Raw genomic sequence first — 23,348 nt, forward strand, 5'->3', positions numbered from 1 at the left:
CCGCGCCGCCCGAAATCCGTAGGTCTCGACGCGCTGAAGCTCTAGACTTGACCCACGCCGAAAGGGCGGCTCGGCCCGCTGGATCTCCCCGGCGCGCGAGCGTCCAGGCAGGAGCCGCCATGGCCAAGGGTCAGAAGAAGTCCAACAAGGAAGTCCGCAAACCCAAGGCGGACAAGAAGACGGCCCCGGCCTCGGTCTCGCCGTTCATCGTCACGCCCGGGAAGAAGTAGACGCCGGCTTCCGGCGCAATTCCGCATCCGCGGTGGTACGGCCGGCCCTTGGGCATGACGATGGCCCAGAGTCGGCCGTGCCGGCCGCCCGCTATAGCTTGACCGTTCTTCCCTCGCGCGCCGACCGGTAGATCGCCTCGATGATCCGCATGTCGCGCAAGCCCTCTTCTCCCGAAACGATCGGCGAGCGGTCGGCTTGAATGCAATCGGCCAGGTGATCCAGCTGGCCGGCGAACTGGGTCTTGGCCGGGCCGGGCGGCGGCGAGATTTCCTCCGCGCGGCCGTCCTTGCCGGTCCACAGGCGGTTGCCGTCGTAGCGGGTGGCGGGCTCAAGCTCGATCCGTCCCTTGTCGCCCATCAGCAGGACATGGTTCTGGTTGGCGCTGTAGGTCGACAGGCAGCTGGCGATCGCGCCGGACGGAAACTTCAGCAGCCACTCGATCATGTCCTCCACCTCGGCGAACCGGGGATCGCCGCGGTCCGTGGACTCGCGCGCCATGACCGAGACCGGCTCCTCGCCGGTCATGTACCGCGCCGCTTGCAGGCTGTAGACGCCCATGTCCATCAGCGACCCGCCGCCCGCCATCGCCTTCTTCAGCCGCCACTTCGACGGGTCGCGCTGCACGAAGCCGTGCTCGGAGCGGACATAGCGGACGCGGCCGGCCGCGCCCGAGCGGGCCAGGCGCATGGCTTCCAGATTGGTGGCCTCGAAATGGCAGCGGTAGCCGATCATCAGCTTGCGGCCCGCCGCCTTGCACGCGGCGATCATCGCCTCGCACTCGGCGACCGAGGTCGCCATCGGTTTCTCGCACATCACATGCTTGCCCGCCTTGGCGGCGCGGATCGTGTACTCGGCGTGCATGGAGTTGGGCAGGATGACGTAGACGACATCGACGTCGGGATTGTCGCGGATCTGGTCGAAGGTCTCATAGGAATAGATCGAGCGCTCCGGCACGCCATAACGCGCCGCGGTCGCGCGGGCCTTGGCCGGATCCCCGCTGACCAGGGCCGTGACCCGGCTGTGCTGGCAGTTGACGAACTGGGGCAGGATGACGTTGAGGCCGTAATAGCCCAGGCCGACGATCGCGTAGCCGATCTTGCGATCGCCGGCGGCGCGGGCCCCTCCCGCGACCGAGGCGACGGCGAGAGAGGCGGCGGCGAGGAGAAGGTCGCGGCGTCCGATGTCCATGGTCGTGGTTCCGGTGATTGGCGGCGGTTTCAGGGCTTGAGGGGTTTGGCGTCCACCAAGGGCCGTTCGTGCAGCCAGCCGCCGTCGCTCAGCCAGTCGGCCAGGCGGTCGGGCCAGTGCAGGATCGACAGGCTCTCGGAGTGGGCGGCGATGTTGAAGCCGTGGTCCATGTCGGCGAACAGGTGCAGCTCGGCCGACACGCCGGCCTTGCGAAGCTGGCTGTAGAGGGTCACGGCCGGTTCGGCGCAACATTGGTCCAGGGAGCCGGCGGTGATGAAGGCCGGCGGGGCGCCGGCCGCGGCCTGGGCGGGGATGCCCAAGGGCCCGGGATAGACCAGCACCTGGAAGTCGGGACGGGCGCTGACCGCGTCGAGCGGATCGGCCGAGGGCGGCTGGGGCGGCGCGGGGTTGTCGGCGACCAGCGAGACCAGCTCGCCGCCCGCCGAAAAGCCCATCACCCCGATCCGGCGCGGGTCCACGCCATATTGGGCGGCGTTGGCCCGCACCCAGCGGACAGCCCGGCGCAGATCGGCGGCGGCGTCGCGTTCGATCGCGTAGGTCGATCCCGCCTCGCGCGCCAGACGGTACTTCAGCACGAAGGCGGTGACGCCGTAGCGGTTGAGCGCCTTGGCCGGCCCGGCGCCCTCGTTGACGAAGACCAGCATGCGATGCCCGCCGCCGGGCACGACGATCACGGCCGCGCCGTTGGCGTGGCGCGGATCGGCCGGGAACACCGTCAGGGATGGATCCTGGACGTTGCGCACATAGGTGTTCTCGACGATCTCGGGCTCGTCGGACCGCCGTTCGGCGCCCGGCGCCCCGTGGGGCCAGAGCGAAACCGTCTCCGGACCGCCGGCGACCGCGCGCGGCGTCTCGGCCGCCGCCGCGAGCGGCGCGCTGGACAGAAACGCCACGAGGGCCAAGGCGCGGACGAGCATTGCGAACCTCCCGAACCGCGCATGCGGCCTGTCTTCGCGACGCAGACTTCACATTTTAACGCCCGTGCCTACCGCGACCATCGTCTCGGGCCGGCGCGACGTCCGGGGTCCGGTCGCCCGAAGACGGTCCGGTTCCTGGAGCGATCCCAGGGCGGGCTTCTGTCCGCAAATCGCCCCCCAAACGCAAACCGCCCGCCTCGCGTCGGCGAGGCGGGCGGCTGTGCGCTGTGAACCAGCGAACGCCTAGGCGGGCTGGTGCACGCCGGCTTCGTTCAGCCATTCCAGGATCTTGGCCTTGGGCATGGCGCCCACCTTCATCGAGGCCATCTGGCCGCCGCGGAACAGCATCATGGTCGGGATGCCGCGCACGCCGTAGCGCGACGGGGTCGTGGGGCTGTCCTCGATATTGACCTTGGCCACGGTGACCTGATCGGCCAGCTCCTCGGAGATCTGCTCCAGGGCCGGGGCGATCTGCTTGCACGGACCGCACCACTCGGCCCAGAAGTCGACCAGGACCGGCTTGTCGGCCTGCAGGACGTCCTTTTCGAAGGACGCGTCGGTCACCGTCACGGTGCTCATCTCTTTGGCTCCATCTGCGCCCGGAGGATCGGGGCGCGCTAGAAAACTGTGTGGCCCAAACTGCCTGGGTGGGGATTCGCGCCCCGTCTTGCAGCAAGATTTAGGGACCCGCGCCCCCCTCGGCAATGATCTAGAACAGCCGGGCCAGGGCGGCGGCCATCACCTTTTCTGGAACCGCCATGAGTTTGGGGCCGTCCGTCCACACGATCGCGGCCTCGATCGGGCGGTCCGGGAACACCTCGGCCAGCACGGCGGCGTAGACCGCCATCTGGGACAGATAGGCCGGATCGGCGTTCTCGATGCGGTCGGGCGAGGGGCGGTTGGTCTTGTAGTCGACCACCAGGACGCGGCCGGGCATGACCACCAGCCGGTCGACCCGGCCCGAGATCTTCAGCTCGGGCGGCAGCTTCGAGGCCCCGCCGGCCACCGAGACCTCGGCCCGCGAGCCGGGGCCGAACACCGCCGCGAACCGGGGGTCTTCCAGCACGCCGAAGGCGGCGGACGCCATTTCCGCGCGCTGGTCGTCGGTCAGGTCGCGCTCGGCGGCCAGCAGGCGGCCGGCGGCGGTCCTGCGACCCACCGGCTCGATGTCGGGGAGAAGCTGCAGCAGCCGGTGGATGATCTCGCCGCGCCGATAGCGGCCCAGGCCCGACACCGCCGCCAGGGGCGAGGGCGCGCTGCCCCGGGCCTCGTCCTCCAGGGTCGAGGGGGCGGCGTAGCGGGCGGCGGGCGTCTCGGGCGCGGCCGGGGCCAGGGTCCAGGCGGGCGTCGGGACGGGGCCCGGCGCCGGGCGCGGCGCCGAGGCATCGGCGCGCATCGGGTCGGGCCCGAAGCGGCGGCGTCCGTCGTCGCTGATCTCCCGCACGCCCGGCTCGATATCGGGATGGGCGAAGGCGGCCTGGGCGGCGGCGTACCAGCCGCCGACGTTCTCGTCCTTGGTCCGCGCGTCGATCCGGCCGCATAGGATCAGGCGGTCGCGGGCTCGCGTCAGGGCCACGTAGTAGAGGCGCAGGGCCTCCTCGGCGTCCTTCTTCTCGCGGCGCTCGCGGGCGTTCGCGCTGGCCTCGCAGTCGTTGGCCTTGGACGCGCACCACAGGAAGCCGCCGGCCTCCGTCCGCATCAGCGGCGAGCCGCGCGCCCCGCCCTTCATGGTGGTCTCGGGCAGGAAGACGATCGGCGCCTCCAGGCCCTTGGCGCCGTGGGCGGTCATCACCCGCACCTCCTGGCGCGCGCCCTCCATCTCGCGCTTGACCACGATGTCGAGGCTGGCGAAGTCGGCGACCAGGGCTTCCAGGTCGCGCACCCCCCGCTGCTCGGCGGCCAGGATCTGGGCCAGGAACTCGTCCAGGGCCTCGGCGGCCTCCTCGCCCAGGCGGGTCAGCACCTTGGCGCGGTTGGAGCGGACGGTGTCGTCCACCCGGCCCAGCAGCAGGGCGTAGAACTCGAACGGCTGCTTGCGGCGGCTCTCGGCCAGGGCCCAGCGCAGCAGGTCGCGGGCGGCGGACCATTTGGGCTGCTCGGCGGCGCGGTCGTTGACGGCCTTCCACAGCGTGCCGGGCCGGCCCTTGGCCAGGGCGTAGAGGTCGTCGTCCGACAGGCCGCAGAACGGGCTCTTCAGCAGGGCCGCCAGGGTCAGGTCGTCGTCGGGGAACAGGCAGAACCGCCCCAGGGCCAGCAGGTCGTCGAACACGATGTGGGCCGACAGGCTCAGGCGGTCGGCGCCGGCCACCGGCACGCCGCGCCGCTTCAGGGCCCGCAGCACCTCCTCGAACAGCGCCTTGCGCCGGCGCACCAGCACCAGGATGTCGCCCGGATGGGCCGGCCGCCACTGACGGGTTTCCTTGTCGAACACCGCGTCGCCGCGGGCGATCAGGGCCTGGATCTCGACGGCGATCTTCTCGGCCAGGCGGCGGTTGGCGCCGTGCTCGCTCTCGGCGTCCAGCGGCGCGTCCCAGGCCTCGCGCTCCTCGCCGGGCAGCTCGCGCTCCAGCGGCCACAGGTCGACGCACCCCTTGTGGTCGACGCGGAATGGCTGGTGGCGCACCAGGTCCTCGCCGGCCGGGGCGGGCACGCCAGACCGCGTCTCGGGGGCCGAGAACAGGGCGTCGACGAAGCTCAGCACCTCGACCGTCGAACGGTACGACATGGTCAGGGGCACGGCCTTGCCGATCCGGTCGGCGGCGGTGATCTGGGCGATGTAGCCTTGCGTCTCCGCCAGCAGGCGCTGGGGATCCGCGCCCTGGAACGAATAGATCGACTGTTTCTCGTCGCCGACCACGAACAGGGTGCGGACGTCCTCCCCCTGATGGGTGGCCCGCCAGCGGACCGCGCCGGCCCCGGCGAAGAAGTCCGAGGTCAGGGCCCGCAGGATCGCCCACTGCTCGGGGGCGGTGTCCTGGGCCTCGTCCAGCAGGATGTGGTCGATGCCGCCGTCCAGCTTGTACAGCACCCAGGCCGCGTCGACCTTTTCGGTCAGCAGCACCTTGGTGCGGTCGATCAGGTCGGCGAAGTCCAAGGCGCCGCGGGCGTCCTTCTCGATCTGGTGCGAGGTGACATAGAGGGCCGCCAGGCGCAGGGCGTCGGCGCTGTCCTCGGCCACCCGGGCGGCGCGCAGCCATTCGCGGGCCTCGGCCAGCCGCTCCTGCTCGGCCAGCAGGCGCGTGCGCAGGTCCTCGCGGCTCTTGAGGCCCGAGGTCTTGGCCGGCCAGGTCGCGGGCGTGCCGGCCCCCTTCTCGGTGAACAGCGCCGCCAGGGCCTGGTCGAGGTCGGCGTCGGGATCGGCGGCCACGGCCCGAAGTTGGCCGGCGCACTTGATGTCGGTCTTGGTCCCGTTCAGCAGCACGTCGGCCACCGAGCGCCAGAGGTCGCGGTCCAGTTCGGCCATGGCCTCGGCCGTGACGTCCTCGACGCTGCTGGCCCCGTAGTGGAAGCCGCAGACCTTCCAGACGTCCTCGACCGCCCCCCGCAGGCCGCCGACCCGTTGCAGATAGTCGCCGATCGCCCCGCGCTGGGTCTCGAAGGTGGCGAACATCGCCTCGAAGCTGGCGAAGTCCAGGGCCACCGAGAACCGGGCGTAGGCCAGGGCGAAGGCGTCGTCGTGGTCGGTGACATAGGTCGCCACCTGGCGCAGCGCGCCCTGGGCGATGGCGGCCGAGGCGCTGTCGTCCATCACCTGGAAGCCCGGCGAGACCCCGGCCTCCAGCGGGAAACGCCGCAGCAGCTTCTCGCAGAAGGCGTGGATGGTCTGGATCTTCAGCCCGCCCGGCGTCTCCAGCGCCTTGGCGAACAGGCCCCGCGCTTCGGATAGATCGCGGTGGCTGAAGCCGGCCGGGTCGCGGCCCTCCAGCGCCCCGAGCTGCTCGCGCAGCTTGACGTCGGGGGTCACGCACCACTCGCCCAGCCGCTCGAACAGCCGCCGCTGCATCTCGGCGGCGGCGGCCTTGGTGTAGGTCACGCACAGGATCGCCTCGGGCGTCGAGCCGGCCAGCAGCAGGCGCGCGACCCGGTCGATCAGGGTCTTGGTCTTGCCCGAGCCGGCATTGGCCGTGACGAAGGCCGAGATGGCCGGGTCGGCGGCGATGCGCTGGGGGTCTGGGGGCAGGGTCAGGGCGTCGGACATGACTAGGCCCTCCCCCCGTGGGGGAGGCGGCCCGGATGGGCCGGAGGGGGGAGTCGTCCCACCTCCGCGGTATCCCCCCACCGATCGCTTCGCGATCGCCTCCCCCACAGGGGGAGGGACTTTTGGGGGAGGGCGAAGCTCACTCCGAACCCTCCCCGTCGTCGCCGCTGGTCGACCACTCGAACACCCGGGCCAGATGCCCGTAGTCGCCCGCGTGATCGTGCACGAACTGCGGCGCCACGCGCGACAGGTACGGCTGCCTCGGATTGTCGTAGCGCTCGATCAGTTCGCGCAGCCCGTTCAGCGCCTTGATCGCCGCCTCCTGGCTGTCGACCCCGGCGGCGGCCCGCACCTCCTCGACGCCCGCCGGCTTGCGGCCCGTGACCCGCAGATAGGTCAGGTCGCCGGGCTCGCGCGGGCCGATGTCCTTGAAGCCGCCTTCGCGCAGGATCGCGGCGGTCAGGGTCAGCTGGGGCGAGAAGCCGGTCTCGACCTGCTTCTTGGACGGCGCGGCGCCGGTCTTGTAGTCGAGGATGTGGGCCAGGCCGTCCGGCGTCGGCTCGATGCGGTCGGCCTTGGCGGTGACCGTGAACGGCCGGCCGCCGATGTCGAAGGTCAGCTCGCCGGCGGCCTCCACCACGATCCGTTCGGCCCCCGCGCGGCGGCGGGTCTCCAGCTCGGCGACCCACAGGGCGGCCTCGCGGGCCAGGGCCCGTTCGCGGGCCAGGGCGGCGGGCGGCATGCCGGCCTTTTCCAGTTCGCCCAGATAGAGGCCGGCGAAGATCCCGGCGGCGTCGGCCGGCACGGGGCCGGGATGCTCCAGCGAGAAGGTTTCGAACGCCGCGTGGATCGCCGTGCCGCGCGCCCGGGCCTCGACCGGCTCGTCAGGGCGGTCCAGCGGGAACAGCTTGAGGATGTCGCGGGCCCAGACGGCGTAGGGGTCGCGGGTCAGGGCCTCGATCCGGGTGACGGCCATCCGGCGCGGACGGTCGGCGACCGGCGGGGTCGGGGCCGGGCGCTTGATCGGCTCGTAGGGACCTGGCGCGTCCAGATCGCGGGCCCAGGCCAGCACGTCGGGGCGCTCGGTCAGGGAAAGGCCCGCGCCGCGCGCCAGGGTCTTCAGCCGCCACAGCCAGCGGCTCTCGACGGCCGGCGCCCCGCCGCGCCGCTCGCTGTGGACCAGGATCACGTCGGGCGCGCAGGCGGCCTGGGCGAAGTCGTGGGCGGTCAGGCCGATGCGGCGCTCGGGCGGCGGCAGGTTCAGCTTGGCGCGCATGGGCCGCGACAGGAACGGGTCGATCGGCGCGCCGCGCGGCCAGATCCCCTCCTCCAGCCCGGCCAGGATCAGCCGGTCGGCCCGCACCATCCGCGCCTCGATGGCCCCGAAGATCCGCAGGCGCGGGTGGGTGGCCCCGCCGGTGCGCAGGGTCTCCTCGTTGACCAGGCGGTCGAACAGGTCGGCGAAGCCCTGGGCCGAGGCCGGCGGCAGGGCGACGCCGTCGGTGATCAGCGACGACAACAGGCCCGCCAGGCTCTCGCCCGCTGACCCGGCCCAGAGATCCGTGGGATCGGCCAGGGCCTCCAGCGCCTCGACCAGGGCCCGGGCGGCGGCGGCCGGCTGGCCGGCCTTGGGATCGGCGACATAGGGCAAGGCGACCCGATGGGCGGCGGCCAGCACGCGCTCGACCAGGGTCTTGGCCTCGGCATGGTCCTTCAGCCGTTCCAACAGCTGGGCGGCGTCGCGCGGAGCCGGACCGCGCAGGCCCTTCAGCTCCAGGTCGCGGGTCACCGACGCGTCGGCGCGCAGCAGCGGATGCTTGGACACGGCCAGCAGGCGCACGGGATCCAGCGGATCCACGGCCAGGCCCGCCACGTGCTGAGCGAGGATCGCCGCGGGGCTGGCGGCCAGGGGCGCGCCGGCCGAGCTGTCGGGGATCACGCCCCAGCGCACCAGGCGGGCGTTGACCCGCCGGGCCAGCTCCTGGTCGGGGGTGACCATGGCGGCGGTCCGCCCCGGATCCTCCAGCGCTTCGCGCAAGAGAAGCGCGCAGGCGACGGCCGCCTCCTCCTCGGTGCGGGCGTTGACCAGGGACAGGCCCTTCAGCCCCTCTTCGATCGGGTCCAGGCCCGGCGCCTCGGCGCGCAGACGATCGATCTGGGCCAGCCAGTCGGCGGTGGCCTGGGCCGGGCGCAGGGCCTCGTTGATCAGGCGGCGGCGCCAGCGGCCCCGGCTGTCGGCCTCGGGCCACCAGGGGCGGACGTCGGCGCGGGTGACCTTGGCCCCGTCCAGCAGGCGCTTCATCGCCCCCTGCGGATGCTGTTCGCCCTGGACGCCCTCGATCTGCTCCCAGGCGTCGTCGGCCAGGCCGTCGTCCAGGCCCGGCAGCACGACCGCGCCCTGGGGCAGGCCGGCGATCACCCGCAGCAGGCGGGCGGTGGCGGGCGCCGTGCCGGTCGAGCCGGCGGCGACCAGCACGCCTTGCGGCGGGCTGGCCTCCCACTGGTCCGAAAGCGCGTTCAGCAGCCGCACCCGCCGGTCGCTGACGTCGATCAGCCCCATCTCGTCCAGGCGCTTGGGCCAGGCGGTCAGCACCGCCTTCAGGAACCGGGCCGAGACCTGCCAGTGCTGGGCCAGATCCCCCTCGGCCAGGCCGTCCAGGCGGCCGTCGTCGGTGATCACTTCCTCGATCTGGCAGCTGTCGAGGAACTCGGCCAAGGCCTTGGCCATCTCCAGCGCCTGGCCGGCTTGCGGCTGGAACGACAGCAGATGGGCGTTGTCGGCGACCAGCCGGGCCAGCTCGAACCGGCGGCGGCGCGAGGAGACGGCGGGGGGGACGTTCAGCGACAGCTCGCCGGGTTCGAACGGCGGCTCGCCCTCGTCCAGGTCGCCCAGCGGCCGGATCTGCGGCAGCAGCAGGGCCCGGCCCCCTCCAGCGGCCACGAAGGCGTCGGCCAGGGCGCGGGCCCCGCGTCGGGTCGGGGTCAGGACGGTGGCGGCGGCCAGGGCCTCGGGCCCCAGCGGCGCCAGGGCGTCCAGCAGCCCGCGCGCCAGGTCCTCGACGAAGGGCCGGTGGGCGGGGATCGAGAACCAGCGCGGCCCCGGATGGTCGAAGGGGCCGGCCATGGTCAGGGGTGTCCCGCCAGCCGCGCCTCGGCGATGTCGCGCGCGCCAGGATCGCCGACGTGCATCCAGACCCCGTCCGGCGCGACGCCGTGCACGCGGTGGTCGGCGGCCAGCGCCTTCCAGGTCGGCAGCAGCGAGAACGGGCCCTCGGGACCGTCGGCCACCACCTGAGGCTTGCAGATATGGACGCCGACATAGACCAGCGGCGCGGTCTCGCCCGGGTTCTTGAACCGCACGACGCCCTCGTCGCTTAGGAACACGTCGCCGGTGTCGTGGAAGCCCAGCGACCGCGTCGTCGAGGCCAGCATCAGGCAGACGTCCATGGTCGCCGGATCCCAGGCCCGGGCCACGGCCTCGATGGCCGAGGTCTGTTCAATCCAGACGGAGTCGATATTGGCCACCCAGATCGGATCGTCGCCCAGCAAGGGCAGGGCGTGCTTGACGCCGCCGCCGGTCTCCAGGGCCTGGGGACGCTCGTCGGAGATGACGATGCGGGGCAGGGGATGGGTCTTCGCGCGGGCGGCCAGGTGCGCTTCCAGCCGGTCGGCGAAATAGTGGACATTGACCACCGCGGTCTCGACCCCGGCGACGGCCAGGCGGTCCAGCATGTGGTCGATCAACGCCTTGCCGCCGACCTCGACCAGGGCCTTGGGCCGGTTATCGGTCAGGGGGCGCATGCGGGTGCCCAGGCCCGCGGCCAGGACCATGGCGATCTTGGGCGCTTGCGGGGGCGCGCTCATCGACGGAACTCCGACGGCACGTGGGCGTCGAACCAGGCCTTCAGGCCCGTCATCGCCGGGTCGTTCAGATTGCGCTCCAGATAGCGCCAGGTGCGCGGCATGTAGGCCTCGTACTGCGGGCGGCCCAGCAGGGCCTGGCGGGCGAACACTCGGCCCAGGATCCGCGCGGCGTTGGAGGCGGCCAGGGCGCGATAGTCGGCGATGAACGCCGCCCGATCCACGCTCGGCCGGGCCGCCAGGTAGCGGTCGAGCATGGCCTGCTCCAGCTCCGGCGAGACGTCGCGGCGGGCGTCCTGCAGCAGGTGGGTCAGGTCCCAGGCGGGGTGGGCGCGCAGGGCGTCCTGGAAGTCCAGCAGGCCGACGCGGGCGACGCCGTCGCGGTCGGGCAGCCACAGCAGGTTCTGGGCGTGGTAGTCGCGGTGGGTGAAGACCGAGGCGCCGGCCTCGCCGCGCGCCCAGACCGGGGCCCACAGGGCGTCCCACGCGGCCACGGCCTCGGGGCCGAACGCCGGCAGGCCCGAGAACTTCGGCCAGAATTCCAGGAAGGTGTCGGTGGCGATCTTCAGGGCCAGGGTGTCGTAGGTCAGCAGCGGCCAGGCCACGCCGCCTTCGGCCGTGAGGACGTCCGGCGGCGTCTCGGCGTGCAGGGCCACCTGGACGTCGACGGCGGTCTCGTAGAGCGGGACCTCGTCCTGGCCCTCGGCGATCAGGGTGGCGTAGAGGCCGTCGCCCAGGTCCTCCAGCACCGCCAGCCCGGCCTCGACGTCGTGGGCCAGGATGCGGGGCGCCGACAGGCCGCGTTCGCGCAGGTAGGCGGCGGTGGCGACGAAGGCGGCGACCGAGCCGGCGGCCAGACGGGCGGCGGCGTTGTAGCCCAGGGCCACGCGCTCGGCGTCGCTGGCGCCGGGCGGGCAGACCACGCTCTCCAGGGCCGGCGGCTGGTCCATGAAGATGAAGCTGTCGCCGTCCCGGTGCAGCCGCTCGTAGCTGCGCGTCGAGGCGTCGCCGCTGAGCAGTTCGCGGCGGGCGTCGCCGAAGCCGTGGGCCGTCAGGAAGGCCGCCTTGAGGGTTTCGCGATCAGAGCTCAAGCTTGCGTCCTTCGAAGGTTCCGTGCGGGACGAGGATGGCGCGGCGCGCCGATCCGTCTTCGCCCATGGGGGTGATGTCTATAGCGAGTCGGTTGGCCGGCAGGCGCCCCTCCAGCCGCTGGGGCCATTCGATCAGGGCCGCGCCGTCCTCCAGCGCCTCCTCCAGCCCGATCTCGTAGGCCTCGTCCGGATCGGTCAGGCGGTAGAGGTCGAAATGGGCGACCGGGAAGTCGGGGCCGTCATAGAACTGCACCAGGGTGAAGGTCGGGCTGGGGACCTCCTCGTCGGGCGAGGTCAGGGCGCGGACCAGGGCGCGGGCCAGGGTCGACTTGCCCGCCCCCAGCGGACCGGTCAGGCAGAGGGCGTCGCCGGGACGCAGGGTCGAGGCCAGCTTTTCGCCCAGCGCCCGGGTGGCCGCCTCGTCGGGCAGGGAGATCTCGATCATCGCAGCACCGCGTCGGGGTTCGAGGGCAGCACCCGCTCGACGAAGTGCTTGAGCGCCCCGGCGGCCATGGCCGCGTCGGGGTCCAGCGCCTTGGCCGGGATCGGCTTGCCGACGATCAGCGAGAAGCGCCGGCCGCGCTTGTTGAGCATCTCGTGGAACAGGGTGATGTCGCGCAGCTCCTGGAAACGGCCGTCGAACAGGTGGAACAGGGTCGACCATGGCCCCGACAGGTGCATGGGGGTGATCGGCGCGTCGCTCCACCGGGCGATCGAGACGGCCGAGGGCTGCCAGGGCTTGTCCGTGAGCCGGCCCTGAACCTTGGTCGCCAAACGGCCGGCCGGGAAGATCATCAGGGCCTGCTCGGCCTTCAGCACCGCCCGGGTGCGCTCGACCACCCGGCGGGTGTCGCCCAGGGTGCGCTTGGCCTCGACCCATTCGACCGGGATCAGCACCTCGTCCAGCCCAGGACAGACGCGCAGGGCGTCGGAATTGGCGTAGAACTGCATGTCCGGCCGCCGCGCCCTGAGGGCGTCATGGACCGCCATGCCGTCGGCTATGCCGGTGGGATGGTTGCAGACCACCACCACCCGGCCCTTGGCGGGCAGGTTCTCCAGGCCCTGGACGGCGACCTCGACGCTGAGCAGGCGCGAGACGTAGTCCAGCGCCTCGCGGCCGCCCATCGGGGCGATGGCGTCGACCATGGCCCGGGCCTTGCCGTAGCTCAGCAGGGCGTGCAGCGGCCCGCGCGCCAGCGGCCAGGCCGGCGAGCCGCACAGCTTCGGCGCCCGCTCGGCGATCAGGATGTCGATGATGTGGGGGCGGGCCGCGTCCTGGGCCTGCGGGCTGGTCATCCGCGGACTCTAGAGAACGCGCCGCGTCGTTCCAAGGCGGGGCCTCGGGGAATTTGACGGACCGCTCGCGACGTCGGACGTTAGGGGCTGGGGAAGAGGGAGTTCTTGCATGAAGCGTTTTGGTCGCTGGCTCGTCGCCGTCGTCGTGATCGCCGCCGTCGGGGCGGGCGCGTGGGCCTATTGGAACTACGACCTGCGCTGGCGGCCCAAGACGATCACCCGGAACCAGGCCGAGATCGCCAAGATCCTGGAGGGCGCGGGCTGGGTGTCGCCCGGGCTGAAGGGCCCCAAGCTCTACATGGTCAGCTTCCGCACCTGCCCCGACTGCGTGCGGTTCAAGGCCGAGGAGTATCCGGTCCTGCACAAGGCCGGGGTCGACACCCGGCTGATCGAGATCGCCCGCGCCGACCGCAACGGCGTGCCGAAGTCGACGCCGGCCGAGCGGGCGACCGTGGCCGAGCTGTGGGTCAACCGCGGCTGGGCGCTGTCGGAGAGGTGGGACGCCACCCCGGTCGAGGCCTGGACGGCCGCCGGCATCGCCCCCGCCGACGGCGACGTCGCCCGCACCGCGGTGATCGAGGCCGGCCGCAAGTCCGTCGAGGACCTGCGGCCCCTGCTCAAGGCCAACGGCGTGAACTTCGCCTATCCGCTGCTGGTCTGGTGGACCCCGGACGGCAAGATGAAGGCCTGCGCCTGCGAGCGGCGCGAGACCTATCGGTTCGTGCGGAAGGATCTGGGGGTCTAGACCGGCCGGTTGCTGATCTCGGCCTTCCGCGCCTGGCGGGTCTTGGTCCCGGGGCGGTGGTCGAGGTCGCCGTCGTGCGGCGCGGCGCCGGCGTCGAGGTTCAGGTTGTCGGCGTCGTCGTAGAGCGCCGCGGTGGCGCCTTCGGGGGCGAGGTCGGAGGGAATCGCGCGGTCTTCGGGTCGGGCCATGTCGGTCTCCTTCTGACGTGTCAGGGAAACAAACGACGTCGCCCCCGGCCACGTTTCATGGCCGGGGGATCGTGGGTCGCTAGAAGTCCTGCGCCGTCGGGCGGACGGCGATCTCGCTGACGTCGACGTCGGCCGGTTGCTCCACCGCATAGGCGACGGCGCGGGCGATGGCGTCGGGGCCGATGGCGATCTCGTAGAAGGCGTCCAGGGCCTTCAGCGACTCCGCGTCGGAGCTGCCGTGCTTGAGCTCGGTGTTGACCCCGCCGGGCGAGATCACCGTCACGCGGATCTTCGAACCGACCTCGTGGCGCAGGCCTTCGGAGATGGCGTGAACGGCGAACTTGGTGCCGCTGTAGACCGTGCCGCCCGGGCTGAAGACCTTGCGGCCGGCGATCGAGCTGATGTTGACGAACTGGCCCGAGCCTTGCGCCTCGAACACCGGCAGGGCGGCGGCGACGCCGTACAGCAGACCCTTGATGTTGATGTCGATCATCCTGTCCCACTCGTCGGTCAGGCGGGCCGACATCGGGGCGATGGCCATGTAGCCGGCGTTGTTGACCAGCACGTCGACGCGGCCGAAGGCCTTCACGGCGGCGGCGATCATCGCCTCGGCGTCGGCCTTGACGGTGACGTCCGTCTGGACGGCGATCGCCTGGCCGCCGGCGGCGGTGATCTCGGCGACCAGGGCTTGCAGACGATCGAGGCGACGGGCGGCCAGCACCAGGCGGGCGCCCTTGGCGGCGAGGTGGCGGGCGGTCGCTTCGCCCAGGCCGCTGCTGGCCCCGGTGACGACGACGACCTTACCGGAAATGTTGTCAGCGATGGCGGTCATGGCGGATCTCCTTGTTTCGTGGGCGTCCTCGCCCGTGGCCAGAAGATGAGGGCTCGACCCCTTCGCGATAATCCTTGATAGTTTGAACGTCGTTTCAAACAGGATTTGATAATGCAGCGCGACCTGCTGGACGGCGTCGTGGCCTTCACCACCGTGGCCCGCCGACGCAGCTTCACCGTGGCGGCGGCCGACCTGGGCGTCACGCCGGCGGCGGTCAGCCATGCGGTCAAGCAGTTGGAGGCCCGGCTGGGGGTCGTGCTGTTCGCCCGCACCACCCGCGAGGTCGGCCTGACCGAGGCCGGGCGGCGCTACCTGCAGGGCGCCCAGCCGGCGGTCGAGGCGATGGAGGCCGCCACGGTCTCGGCGCGGTCGCTGGGCGAGGGGCCGGCGGGCACGGTGCGCCTGACCACCTCGCGCCTGGCCTTGCGAATGCTGCTGGCCCCGGTGATCACCGACTTTTCCCGCGCCTATCCGGACGTGCGGCTTGAGGTCGTCGTCGACGACGCCTCGATCAGCATCATCGAGGAGGGTTTCGACGTCGGCGTGCGGATGGGCGAGATGATCGCGCCCGACATGGTGGCCGTCCGGGTCTCGCAGCCCTTCCGGTTCTGCGTGGTCGGGGCGCCGGCCCTGCTGCAGCGCTGGGGCCGGCCCGAGCATCCGCGCGACCTGAAGGCCATCCCCTGCCTGAACGTCCTGCAGACGACCCGCCGCAACAACTATCGCTGGGAGTTCGAGGAGGACGGCCGCGAATTCGAGGTGGCGGTCGACAGCGCGATCAGCGTCAACGACTTCGACTTCCTGTTGAAGAGCGCGATCGACGGCCTGGGCTTGACCTACCAGCCCGAGCCCCTGGCCATGCCGCACGTGATGACGGGACGGCTGGAGCGGGTGCTGGACTCCTATCTGGCCGGTCCGACCGCCTGGCATCTCTACTATCCCAGCCGCCTGGGCGCCTCGGCCCCCTTGCGGGCTTTCGTGGAGTTCATGCGCGGCCGCCTGCGCGTCCCGGGCCGGGCCTAGAGGCGCCTTAGGCCTTTCCCCGCCGGCCACGGCGCGCTAACCGGGTCGACGATGCCCACCTCCGTCCGCACCGCCTATCGAGAACGCCTGGCCCAGGGCGAGATCAAGCCCGACGTCGCCCAGGCCGCCGCGGTCGACGCCCTGTCGCGGCTGGAGGCCGATCTCGACAACGCCGGCGAGCCGGGCTTCTCGCTGTTCGGCCGCAAGCCCAAGGCCCAGAGGGGCGTCTATCTGTGGGGACCGGTCGGGCGCGGCAAGTCCATGCTGATGGACCTGTTCTTCGACAGCGCCCCGGTCGCCAAGAAGCGCCGGGCGCACTTCCACGCCTTCATGGCCGAGGTCCACGAGCACATCAACGCCTGGCGCAAGGGCGACGCGGCCGAGCGCAAGGCGCGTTTCGGGCAGCACAAGGGCGACGACCCGATCGCGCCCACCGCCGACCTGATCGCCGAGGACGCCCGCCTGCTGTGCTTCGACGAGCTGCAGGTCACCGACATCGCCGACGCCATGATCCTGGGCCGGCTGTTCGAGGCGCTGTTCGCCCAGGGCGTGACCCTGGTGGCCACCTCCAACCGCCCGCCCGACGAGCTCTACAAGGACGGCCTCAACCGCCAGCTCTTCGTCCCGTTCATCGAGATGCTGAAGGAGAGGCTGGAGGTCGTGGCCGTGCGCGGCCCGGTCGACTTCCGGCTCGACCGCCTGCGCGCCGCCCGCACCTGGCTGGCCCCGGACGACAAGACCAGCCTCGCCGAATTCGACCGCCTGTGGGCCGACATGCTGGACGGGGCCGAGGAGACCGGCGCCACTCTGGAAGTTCTAGGCCGCAAGATGCGCTTCCCGCGCGCCGCCGGCGGCCTGCTGCGCGCCTCGTTCGCCAGTCTCTGCCAGCAGGCCCTGGGGCCGCAGGACTATCTGGCGATCGCCGAGCGGTTCCACACCCTGTTCCTGGAGGACGTGCCGCTGCTGACGCCCGAGCGGCGCGACGCGGCCAAGCGGTTCAACACCCTGGTGGACGCCCTCTACGAGGCCGACGCCAAGCTGGTGGCCCTGGCCCACGGCGAGCCCGAGGCCCTGTACCCGGCCGGCCACGGGTCGTTCGAGTTCGAGCGCACGGTGTCGCGCCTGCAGGAAATGCGCTCGGCCGACTATGTGGCCCGGGTGAGGGATTAGGGGAGCGTGAACGGTCCTGGTCCGAAAACCTCGTCCTTCGACAAGCTCAGGATGAGGTTTCCTACTGAACCGACGCCGAAAGTAGCCCTCATCCTGAGCCTGTCGAAGGACGAGGGCGGTCCCGCGGTCATTCGCCGTCGAAATTCCACCGACACCAGGAGCGCCAGATGAGCGTCAAAGACCGCGTCCGCGTCCACGAAACCCGCCTGCTCTCCGACAACTGGTACGTCCTGAAGACGACCACCTTCGACTGGAAGCGCCGCGACGGAACCTGGCAGACCCAGCACCGCGAGCACTACGACCGCGGCAACGGGGCGGTGCTGCTGCCCTACAACCTGGCTGAGCGCACGGTGCTGCTGGTCAGGCAGTTCCGCTATCCGGCCTTCGTCAACGGCTATGACGACCTGCTGGTCGAGGCCGCCGCCGGCCTGCTGGACGACGCCGAGCCGGAGGTCCGCATCCGCGCCGAGGTCGAGGAGGAGCTGGGCTATCGCCTGGGCGAAGTGACCAAGGTCTTCGAGGCCTTCATGAGCCCGGGCTCGGTGACCGAGGTGCTGCACTTCTTCGTCGCCGAATACGACGCCGCGATGCGGATCGGCGACGGCGGCGGGCATCCGGACGAGGGCGAGGACATCGAGGTGCTGGAGCTGGCGATCGACGAGGCCCTGGCCATGGTCGCCGACGGCCGCATCCGCGACGCCAAGACCATCATGCTGCTGCAGCATGCGGCGCTGACGCTGTTTCGGGATTGAAAATCCCTCTCTCAAAGAGAGAGGGATTCCTCGTCCGCCGCGTCGGCCGGCGCCCGCGCGCGCGCCCAGCGGTCGATGGCGTCGATCAGCTCCGACGGCGAGATCGGCTTGCCGATGTGGCCGTTCATGCCGGCCTGGACGCTGGCCTCCACATGTTCGGGCAGGACGTCGGCGCTCAGCGCGATGATCGGGGTGTCGCGGTTGGCGCTGTCCTGGGCGCGGACGGCGCGGGCGGCGGCGAAGCCGTCGACCTCGGGCATCTGCAGGTCCATCAGGATCAGGTCGAACCGCTCGCAGGCGGTCAGGCGCAGGGCCTCGGACGCGCTGCCGGCTTCGGAGACCTCGTGGCCGACGGCCTGCAGCATGGCGCGCACCAGTTCGCGGTTCACCGCCACGTCGTCGACGACCAGGACCTGGGCGCGGACGACCGGCCTGGCGCGCTCGGCGCGCCCGCCCGCCGGAACCGGCGCGGCTTCCTCGGCGCGGACCTCGAAGGCGAAGATCGAGCCGCCGTCCGGCGCGGGCTCCATGGCGATCGAGCCGCCCATCAGCTCGACCAGGCCCTTGCAGATCGACAGGCCCAGACCCGTGCCGCCGTAGCGGCGGCTGATCGAGCCGTCGGCCTGGAAGAAGCGCTGGAAGAGGCCGTCGCGCTTGTCCTCGGGCACGCCGCAGCCGGTGTCGCGCACCGAGACCCGCAGCACGCCGCCGGCATGGCGCACGCTCAGGCGCACCTCGCCGGTCTCGGTGAACTTGATGGCGTTGCCGACCAGGTTGACGATCACCTGGCGCAGCCGGTCGGCGTCGGCCTCCAGGGCCGCGGGGACGTCGGGGTCGAGATCCAGCGACAGCGCCAGGTGCTTGGCGGCGGCCTGGTCGGCGAACAGGGCCATCACGTCGTCCAGGAACGGCGCCAGGGCGAACGGCTGGGGCGCCAGGGCCACGTGGCCGGACTCCAGCTTGGAGAATTCCAGGATGTCGTTGACCACGGTCAGCAGGGTCATGCCCGCCGTCCTGACCCGCCGCACGTAGAGGCTCGCGTCGGGCGGCAGGTCGTCGAGATCGGCGAGCAGGCTTGAAAAGCCGTTGATCGCCGTGAGCGGCGTGCGGATCTCGTGGCTCATATTGGCCAGGAACTCAGCCTTGGCCTCGGCGGCGGCCTCGGCGCGCAGCTTGGCGTCCAGCAGGGCGGCCTCGCGGGCGCGGGCCTCGGTCACGTCCATCAGGGCGCCGAACAGGGTGGCGACCTGGCCCTCGCCGTCAGGCTCGACCGCCGCGTGGCAGACGACGTGGCGCACCGCGCCGTCGGTCCGGGTCAGGCGAACCTCGAACTCGAACGGCTCGCCCGTCGCGGCGGCGGCCTTCAGCCCGGCCCGCCAGCGGGGGCGGTCGGCGGCGTCGAAATGGGCCAGCTGGGTTTCCAGGTCGGGGACGCCGGTCGAAGGCTCGCGCCCGTAAATCCGGAACACCCCTTCGGACCAGGTGGTCTCGCCGCTGGCCAGATGGACGCGCCAGTGACCCACCCCGGCCATGTCCTCGGCCATCAGGGCGATGCGGTGGGCCTCGCGGATGGTGCGGGCGTCGGCCTCGGCGCGGTCCTGCGCCTCCGCCACCTCGCGGCGGGCGCGCGTCAGGTCGATCTGAAGCGACCGGAAGACCCGGAAGACCAGGTAGGTGGTGGCCAGCACCGTGGCGATTCGCCAGGGCTGGTCGCGCTGGACCAGCCGCACGCTGGCTCCCAGCTGGACAAAGACCATCGAGATCAGCATCGGCGTCAGGTTGGTCAGCAGGCGCTTGGGTCGGGCGTAGTCGCGCACCAGGATCTCGAACATGACCACGCCGTAGAGGGTCACGCCGAAGGTCTGGGCCGCGCCGATCTGGAAGAAGGTCAGGTAGAAGCCGGCCAGGGCGTAGCCGGCGCTCTGCATCCAGGCGAAGAGGTCGGCGGCGCCCTCCGAGGTGCGCGCCTCGGCGACGGCCAGGGCGGCCATCGCCGCCATCCAGAAGAACGGCGCGGGATCGTTGGAATAGGGCAGGGTGGCGCAGAAGACGACGGCCGAGAACACCAGGCGCGCGCCCATCCCGCCGGTGTCGCCGCCCGAGACCCGCAGCACGTCGCTCACCGCGCCGAGTCTGCGTCGCCAACTGGCGACCGCCGGCGCATCCGTCAAAATCCCTGCGGCCATTGAACGCACCCCAACTCGGTCAACCGATCATTTACCCTTCAGGGCTGAACGAAAGGTTGAACGCGGTCGGCGAACGCCGATCGCCTTCGCGGCGCCGCGACGGAAGCCTCGGCCTCGGGATTTCGTCGCGCCTATCCCTCACGATGCTGAGAACGCTTCTCAACAAGGGCGGCTGCGTTGACACCCCCAACGTCGCGCTTAAAAGCATCCCGCAACGCACAAAGCCAAAGGGTTGGACACAACCATGACCGAGACCAGCGGGGGCCTCCCCGAGCGCCCTCTGTCGCCGCACCTGCAAGTCTGGCGCTGGCACATCACCATGGCCTGCTCGATCCTGCACCGAGCCTGCGTCTTCGCGCTCTATGTCGCCGTCCTGCTGCTGGCCGGCTGGGCCCTGGCCCTGGCCTCGGGTCCCGAAGCCTACGCCTGCTACACCGGCGCCCTGGGCTCGCCGTTCGGCAAGCTGGTGCTGTTCGGCCTGACCGTCGCGGTGCTCTACAACATCGCCTACACCGTGCGTCAGACCGTCTGGGACGCCGGCAAGGGCTTCACGCCGAAGATCGCCGACATGTCCGGCGCCTGCGCCATCGCCTTCGCGGTGGTCGGCGCGATCGTCGTCTGGGTCATCGCCGCCCAAACCGGAGCGCTCTGACATGGCCGGTCCTTCCTCCGCCAACCGTTTCCGCACGCCGATGTCCCGGGCCCGCGGCCTGGGCGCCTCCCGGCACGGCGTCAGTCACTTCATCACCGAGCGCGTGTCGGGCATCGCCCTGATCCCGTTGGCCCTGTGGGGCCTGTTCGCCGGCCTGCGCCTGGCGGGCCTGGGCTTCGACGGCGCCGCCGAATGGGTGGCCATCCCGCACAACACCGTCCTGCTCTGCCTGCTGATCGTCGTCGCCCTGATCCATCTGAAGGGCGCGGTGCAGGTGGTGATCGAGGACTACATCCCGGACTTCACGACCAAGACCGTGCTGGTCCTCGCCAATCTTTTCGTTTGCGTCCTCGGCGGCGCTCTTGGGGTCGTGGCGATCCTCAAGGTCGCCTTCACCGGAGCCCTCTGATGTCGGCCTACAAGTTCATCGACCACAAGTTCGACGTCGTCGTCGTCGGCGCCGGCGGTTCGGGCCTCCGGGCCGCGCTCGGCTGCGCCCAGGCCGGCCTGAAGACCGCCTGCGTCACCAAGGTGTTCCCGACCCGCAGCCACACGGTCGCCGCCCAGGGCGGGATCTCGGCCTCGCTGGGCAACATGGGCCAGGACGACTGGCGCTGGCACATGTTCGACACCGTCAAGGGCTCGGACTGGCTGGGCGACCAGGACGCCATCGAATACCTGACCCGCAACGCCCCGGCGGCGGTCTACGAGCTGGAGCACTGGGGCGTGCCGTTCTCGCGCACCGTGGACGGCAAGATCTATCAGCGCGCCTTCGGCGGCATGACCAAGAACTTCGGCGAAGGTCCGATCCAGCGCACCTGCGCGGCGGCCGACCGCACCGGTCACGCCATGCTGCACACGATGTACGGCCAGTCCCTGGCCCACGACACCGAGTTCTTCATCGAGTACTTCGCGCTCGACCTGATCATGGAAGACGGCGTCTGCCGGGGCCTGACCGCCTGGAAGCTGGACGACGGCACCCTGCACCGGTTCCAGGCCCAGATGGTCATCCTGGCCACCGGCGGCTACGGCCGCGCCTACTTCTCGGCCACCTCGGCCCACACCTGCACGGGCGACGGCAACGCCATGGCGCTGCGCGCGGGCCTGCCGCTGCAGGACATGGAGTTCGTGCAGTTCCACCCCACCGGCATCTACGGCGCCGGCTGCCTGATCACCGAGGGCGCCCGCGGCGAGGGCGGCTACCTGACCAACTCGGAAGGCGAGCGCTTCATGGAGCGCTACGCCCCGTCCGTGAAGGACCTGGCCCCGCGCGACATGGTCAGCCGGGCCATGACCATCGAGATCCGCGAAGGTCGCGGCGTGGGCCCCAACAAGGACCACATCTTCCTGCACCTGGACCACCTGGACCCGAAGATCCTGCACGAGCGCCTGCCCGGCATCTCCGAGACCGCCAAGGTCTTCGCCGGCGTCGACGTGACCAAGGCCCCGATCCCGGTCCTGCCGACCGTCCACTACAACATGGGCGGCATCCCGACGAACTATCACGGCGAGGTCGTCACCAAGGCGGGCGACAACCCCGACCAGGTGATCCCCGGCCTGATGGCCGTGGGCGAGGCGGCCTGCGTGTCGGTGCACGGCGCCAACCGCCTGGGCTCCAACAGCCTGATCGACCTGGTGGTGTTCGGCCGCGCCGCCGCCCTGCGCTGCGCCGAGATCCTCAAGCCCCTGGCCACCCAGCCGGAGCTGAAGGACAGCATGACCGACGGCCACCTGGCCCGCTTCGACCGCTTCCGCCACGCCAACGGCAATCAGCCGACGGCGGCCCTGCGTCTGGAGATGCAGAAGGCCATGCAGGAGGACGCCGCGGTGTTCCGCACCGGCGAGAGCCTGGAAAGCGGCGTCGTGCGCCTGCAGGCGGTCTGGGACAAGGCCAAGGACATCAAGGTCAGCGACCGGGGGCTGGTTTGGAACACCGACCTGATGGAGACCCTGGAGTTCGACAACCTGATCGGCCAGGCCGTCGTCACCGTGGCCGGGGCGGTCAACCGCACCGAAAGCCGCGGCGCCCACGCCCGCGAGGACTTCTCCACGCGCGACGACGCCAACTGGATGAAGCACACCCTGGCCTGGCTCGACCCCTCGACCGGCAAGGTGAAGATCGATTTCCGGCCGGTGCACAGCTACACCATGTCGAAAGACATCGACTACATCCCGCCCAAGCAGCGCGTGTACTGAGGGTACGATCGATGGTTCAGCTCACCCTCCCCAAGAACTCCACCGTCCAGCACGGCAAGACCTGGCCCGCTCCGGCCGGCGCCAAGAACACGCGGTCGTTCAAGATCTATCGCTACGATCCGGAAGACGGCCGCAACCCGCGCTGGGACACCTACGAGGTGGACCTGGACGCCTGCGGCCCGATGGTCCTGGACGCCCTGCTCTACATCAAGAACACCATCGACCCGACGCTGGCCTTCCGCCGTTCGTGCCGCGAAGGCGTCTGCGGCTCGTGCGCGATGAACATCGGCGGCCGCAACACCCTGGCCTGCACCCACGGCCACGCCGACACCCCCGGCAAGGCCGTGCAGATCAGCCCGCTGCCGTCGCAGCCGGTGGTCAAGGACCTGATCCCGGACCTGACGCTGTTCTACGCCCAGTACGCCTCGATCGAGCCCTGGCTGCACACCGTCACGCCCGAGCCGCAGACCGAGTGGAAGCAGTCGCCGGAAGACCGCTCCAAGCTGGACGGCCTCTACGAGTGCATCCTGTGCGCCTGCTGCTCGACCTCGTGCCCCAGCTACTGGTGGAACGGCGACAAGTACCTGGGCCCGGCCACCCTGCTGCACGCCTACCGCTGGCTGATCGACAGCCGCGACGAAGCCACGGGCGACCGCCTCGACAACCTCGAGGACCCGTTCAAGCTCTATCGCTGCCACACGATCATGAACTGCGCCCAGGTCTGCCCCAAGGGCCTGAACCCGGCCAAGGCGATCGCCGAGATCAAGAAGATGCTGGTGGAGCGGGTCGTCTAGCGACGAG

General features: G+C 71.1%; 21 protein-coding genes. 9 read left to right on the forward strand and 12 right to left on the reverse strand.

Annotated elements, in window-relative coordinates:
- Nucleotides 1-119 precede the first annotated feature (119 nt).
- The gene (locus tag ASD38_RS23650; protein WP_018061233.1) at nt 120-230 is read left to right on the forward strand and encodes a hypothetical protein; all 111 of its coding nucleotides are present in this window, start codon (nt 120-122) and stop codon (nt 228-230) included.
- Between the two features lie 91 nt (nt 231-321).
- Here ASD38_RS23650 and ASD38_RS01865 read toward each other — a convergent pair whose 3' ends face one another.
- From ASD38_RS01865 to ASD38_RS01905, 9 genes are all read right to left on the reverse strand, one after another.
- Entirely contained in the window at nt 322-1,419 is a 1,098-nt protein-coding gene (locus ASD38_RS01865; protein ID WP_056457072.1) for a Gfo/Idh/MocA family protein, read from the reverse strand.
- Nucleotides 1,420-1,448: 29 nt separating this feature from the next.
- Nucleotides 1,449-2,357, reverse strand: a complete 909-nt coding sequence (locus ASD38_RS01870; protein ID WP_056457075.1) for an alpha/beta hydrolase — start codon at nt 2,355-2,357, stop codon at nt 1,449-1,451.
- Between the two features lie 243 nt (nt 2,358-2,600).
- The gene (gene trxA, locus ASD38_RS01875; RefSeq protein ID WP_056443639.1) at nt 2,601-2,936 is read right to left on the reverse strand and encodes a thioredoxin; all 336 of its coding nucleotides are present in this window, start codon (nt 2,934-2,936) and stop codon (nt 2,601-2,603) included.
- Between the two features lie 130 nt (nt 2,937-3,066).
- The gene (gene addA, locus ASD38_RS01880; protein WP_056457078.1) at nt 3,067-6,555 is read right to left on the reverse strand and encodes a double-strand break repair helicase AddA; all 3,489 of its coding nucleotides are present in this window, start codon (nt 6,553-6,555) and stop codon (nt 3,067-3,069) included.
- Nucleotides 6,556-6,694: 139 nt separating this feature from the next.
- Nucleotides 6,695-9,679, reverse strand: coding sequence for a double-strand break repair protein AddB (gene addB / locus ASD38_RS01885; RefSeq protein WP_056457080.1), 2,985 nt, complete (start codon nt 9,677-9,679; stop codon nt 6,695-6,697).
- 2 nt (nt 9,680-9,681) lie between these two features.
- Nucleotides 9,682-10,419 (reverse strand): N-acetylmuramate alpha-1-phosphate uridylyltransferase MurU, encoded by a 738-nt coding sequence (gene murU, locus ASD38_RS01890; RefSeq protein WP_056457082.1) that lies wholly within the window; start codon nt 10,417-10,419, stop codon nt 9,682-9,684.
- The gene (gene amgK, locus ASD38_RS01895; RefSeq protein WP_056457085.1) at nt 10,416-11,507 is read right to left on the reverse strand and encodes an N-acetylmuramate/N-acetylglucosamine kinase AmgK; all 1,092 of its coding nucleotides are present in this window, start codon (nt 11,505-11,507) and stop codon (nt 10,416-10,418) included. Before amgK ends, murU begins: the two co-directional genes overlap by 4 nt.
- Complete coding sequence (tsaE, locus tag ASD38_RS01900; RefSeq protein ID WP_056457088.1) at nt 11,497-11,952, reverse strand: tRNA (adenosine(37)-N6)-threonylcarbamoyltransferase complex ATPase subunit type 1 TsaE; 456 nt, start codon at nt 11,950-11,952, stop codon at nt 11,497-11,499. The genes amgK and tsaE overlap by 11 nt, the downstream gene beginning before the upstream one ends.
- On the reverse strand, nt 11,949-12,803 hold the full coding sequence (locus ASD38_RS01905; protein WP_156390524.1) for a 1-acyl-sn-glycerol-3-phosphate acyltransferase: 855 nt from the start codon (nt 12,801-12,803) through the stop codon (nt 11,949-11,951). Before ASD38_RS01905 ends, tsaE begins: the two co-directional genes overlap by 4 nt.
- Before the next feature lie 109 nt (nt 12,804-12,912).
- On the opposite strand from ASD38_RS01905, the gene ASD38_RS01910 reads away from it, so the two are divergent.
- Entirely contained in the window at nt 12,913-13,548 is a 636-nt protein-coding gene (locus ASD38_RS01910; protein WP_056443655.1) for a hypothetical protein, read from the forward strand.
- Here ASD38_RS01910 and ASD38_RS01915 read toward each other — a convergent pair.
- A complete protein-coding gene (locus tag ASD38_RS01915) occupies nt 13,545-13,736 on the reverse strand; it encodes a hypothetical protein (protein ID WP_056457091.1) in 192 nt (63 codons plus the stop codon). The two genes, ASD38_RS01910 and ASD38_RS01915, sit on opposite strands and share 4 nt — an antisense overlap.
- Nucleotides 13,737-13,815: 79 nt before the next feature.
- Nucleotides 13,816-14,568 (reverse strand): SDR family oxidoreductase, encoded by a 753-nt coding sequence (locus ASD38_RS01920; protein WP_200941449.1) that lies wholly within the window; start codon nt 14,566-14,568, stop codon nt 13,816-13,818.
- Between the two features lie 111 nt (nt 14,569-14,679).
- Here ASD38_RS01920 and ASD38_RS01925 point away from each other — a divergent pair, with 111 nt between their 5' ends.
- The 3 genes from ASD38_RS01925 to ASD38_RS01935 all read left to right on the forward strand — a co-directional run bounded on the left by ASD38_RS01925 (nt 14,680) and on the right by ASD38_RS01935 (nt 17,513).
- Nucleotides 14,680-15,591, forward strand: coding sequence for a LysR family transcriptional regulator (locus tag ASD38_RS01925; RefSeq protein WP_056457094.1), 912 nt, complete (start codon nt 14,680-14,682; stop codon nt 15,589-15,591).
- A 51-nt stretch (nt 15,592-15,642) separates the two neighbouring features.
- Nucleotides 15,643-16,761: a cell division protein ZapE gene (gene zapE / locus ASD38_RS01930; protein ID WP_056443660.1), complete on the forward strand. Its 1,119-nt coding sequence runs from the start codon at nt 15,643-15,645 to the stop codon at nt 16,759-16,761.
- A 167-nt stretch (nt 16,762-16,928) separates the two neighbouring features.
- A complete protein-coding gene (locus ASD38_RS01935) occupies nt 16,929-17,513 on the forward strand; it encodes an NUDIX domain-containing protein (RefSeq protein WP_056457096.1) in 585 nt (194 codons plus the stop codon).
- Nucleotides 17,514-17,524: 11 nt separating this feature from the next.
- Here ASD38_RS01935 and ASD38_RS01940 read toward each other — a convergent pair whose 3' ends face one another.
- Nucleotides 17,525-19,636 carry a hybrid sensor histidine kinase/response regulator gene (locus tag ASD38_RS01940; RefSeq protein WP_056457098.1) on the reverse strand — a complete coding sequence of 704 codons (2,112 nt, stop codon included), beginning with the start codon at nt 19,634-19,636 and terminating at the stop codon, nt 17,525-17,527.
- A gap of 307 nt (nt 19,637-19,943) precedes the next feature.
- Here ASD38_RS01940 and sdhC point away from each other — a divergent pair, with 307 nt between their 5' ends.
- From sdhC to ASD38_RS01960, 4 genes are read left to right on the forward strand one after another with little or no spacing between them, the layout of a single operon-like run.
- Nucleotides 19,944-20,351, forward strand: a complete 408-nt coding sequence (sdhC, locus tag ASD38_RS01945) for a succinate dehydrogenase, cytochrome b556 subunit (protein WP_056443671.1) — start codon at nt 19,944-19,946, stop codon at nt 20,349-20,351.
- 1 nt (nt 20,352) lies between these two features.
- The gene (gene sdhD, locus ASD38_RS01950) at nt 20,353-20,760 is read left to right on the forward strand and encodes a succinate dehydrogenase, hydrophobic membrane anchor protein (RefSeq protein WP_056443674.1); all 408 of its coding nucleotides are present in this window, start codon (nt 20,353-20,355) and stop codon (nt 20,758-20,760) included.
- Nucleotides 20,760-22,547, forward strand: a complete 1,788-nt coding sequence (sdhA, locus tag ASD38_RS01955; RefSeq protein ID WP_056457101.1) for a succinate dehydrogenase flavoprotein subunit — start codon at nt 20,760-20,762, stop codon at nt 22,545-22,547. The genes sdhD and sdhA overlap by 1 nt, the downstream gene beginning before the upstream one ends.
- Before the next feature lie 11 nt (nt 22,548-22,558).
- The gene (locus ASD38_RS01960; protein WP_056443681.1) at nt 22,559-23,341 is read left to right on the forward strand and encodes a succinate dehydrogenase iron-sulfur subunit; all 783 of its coding nucleotides are present in this window, start codon (nt 22,559-22,561) and stop codon (nt 23,339-23,341) included.
- The last annotated feature ends 7 nt before the right edge of the window (nt 23,342-23,348 follow it).

Source organism: Caulobacter sp. Root487D2Y, from assembly GCF_001427165.1.
Classification (GTDB): Bacteria; Pseudomonadota; Alphaproteobacteria; order Caulobacterales; family Caulobacteraceae; genus Caulobacter.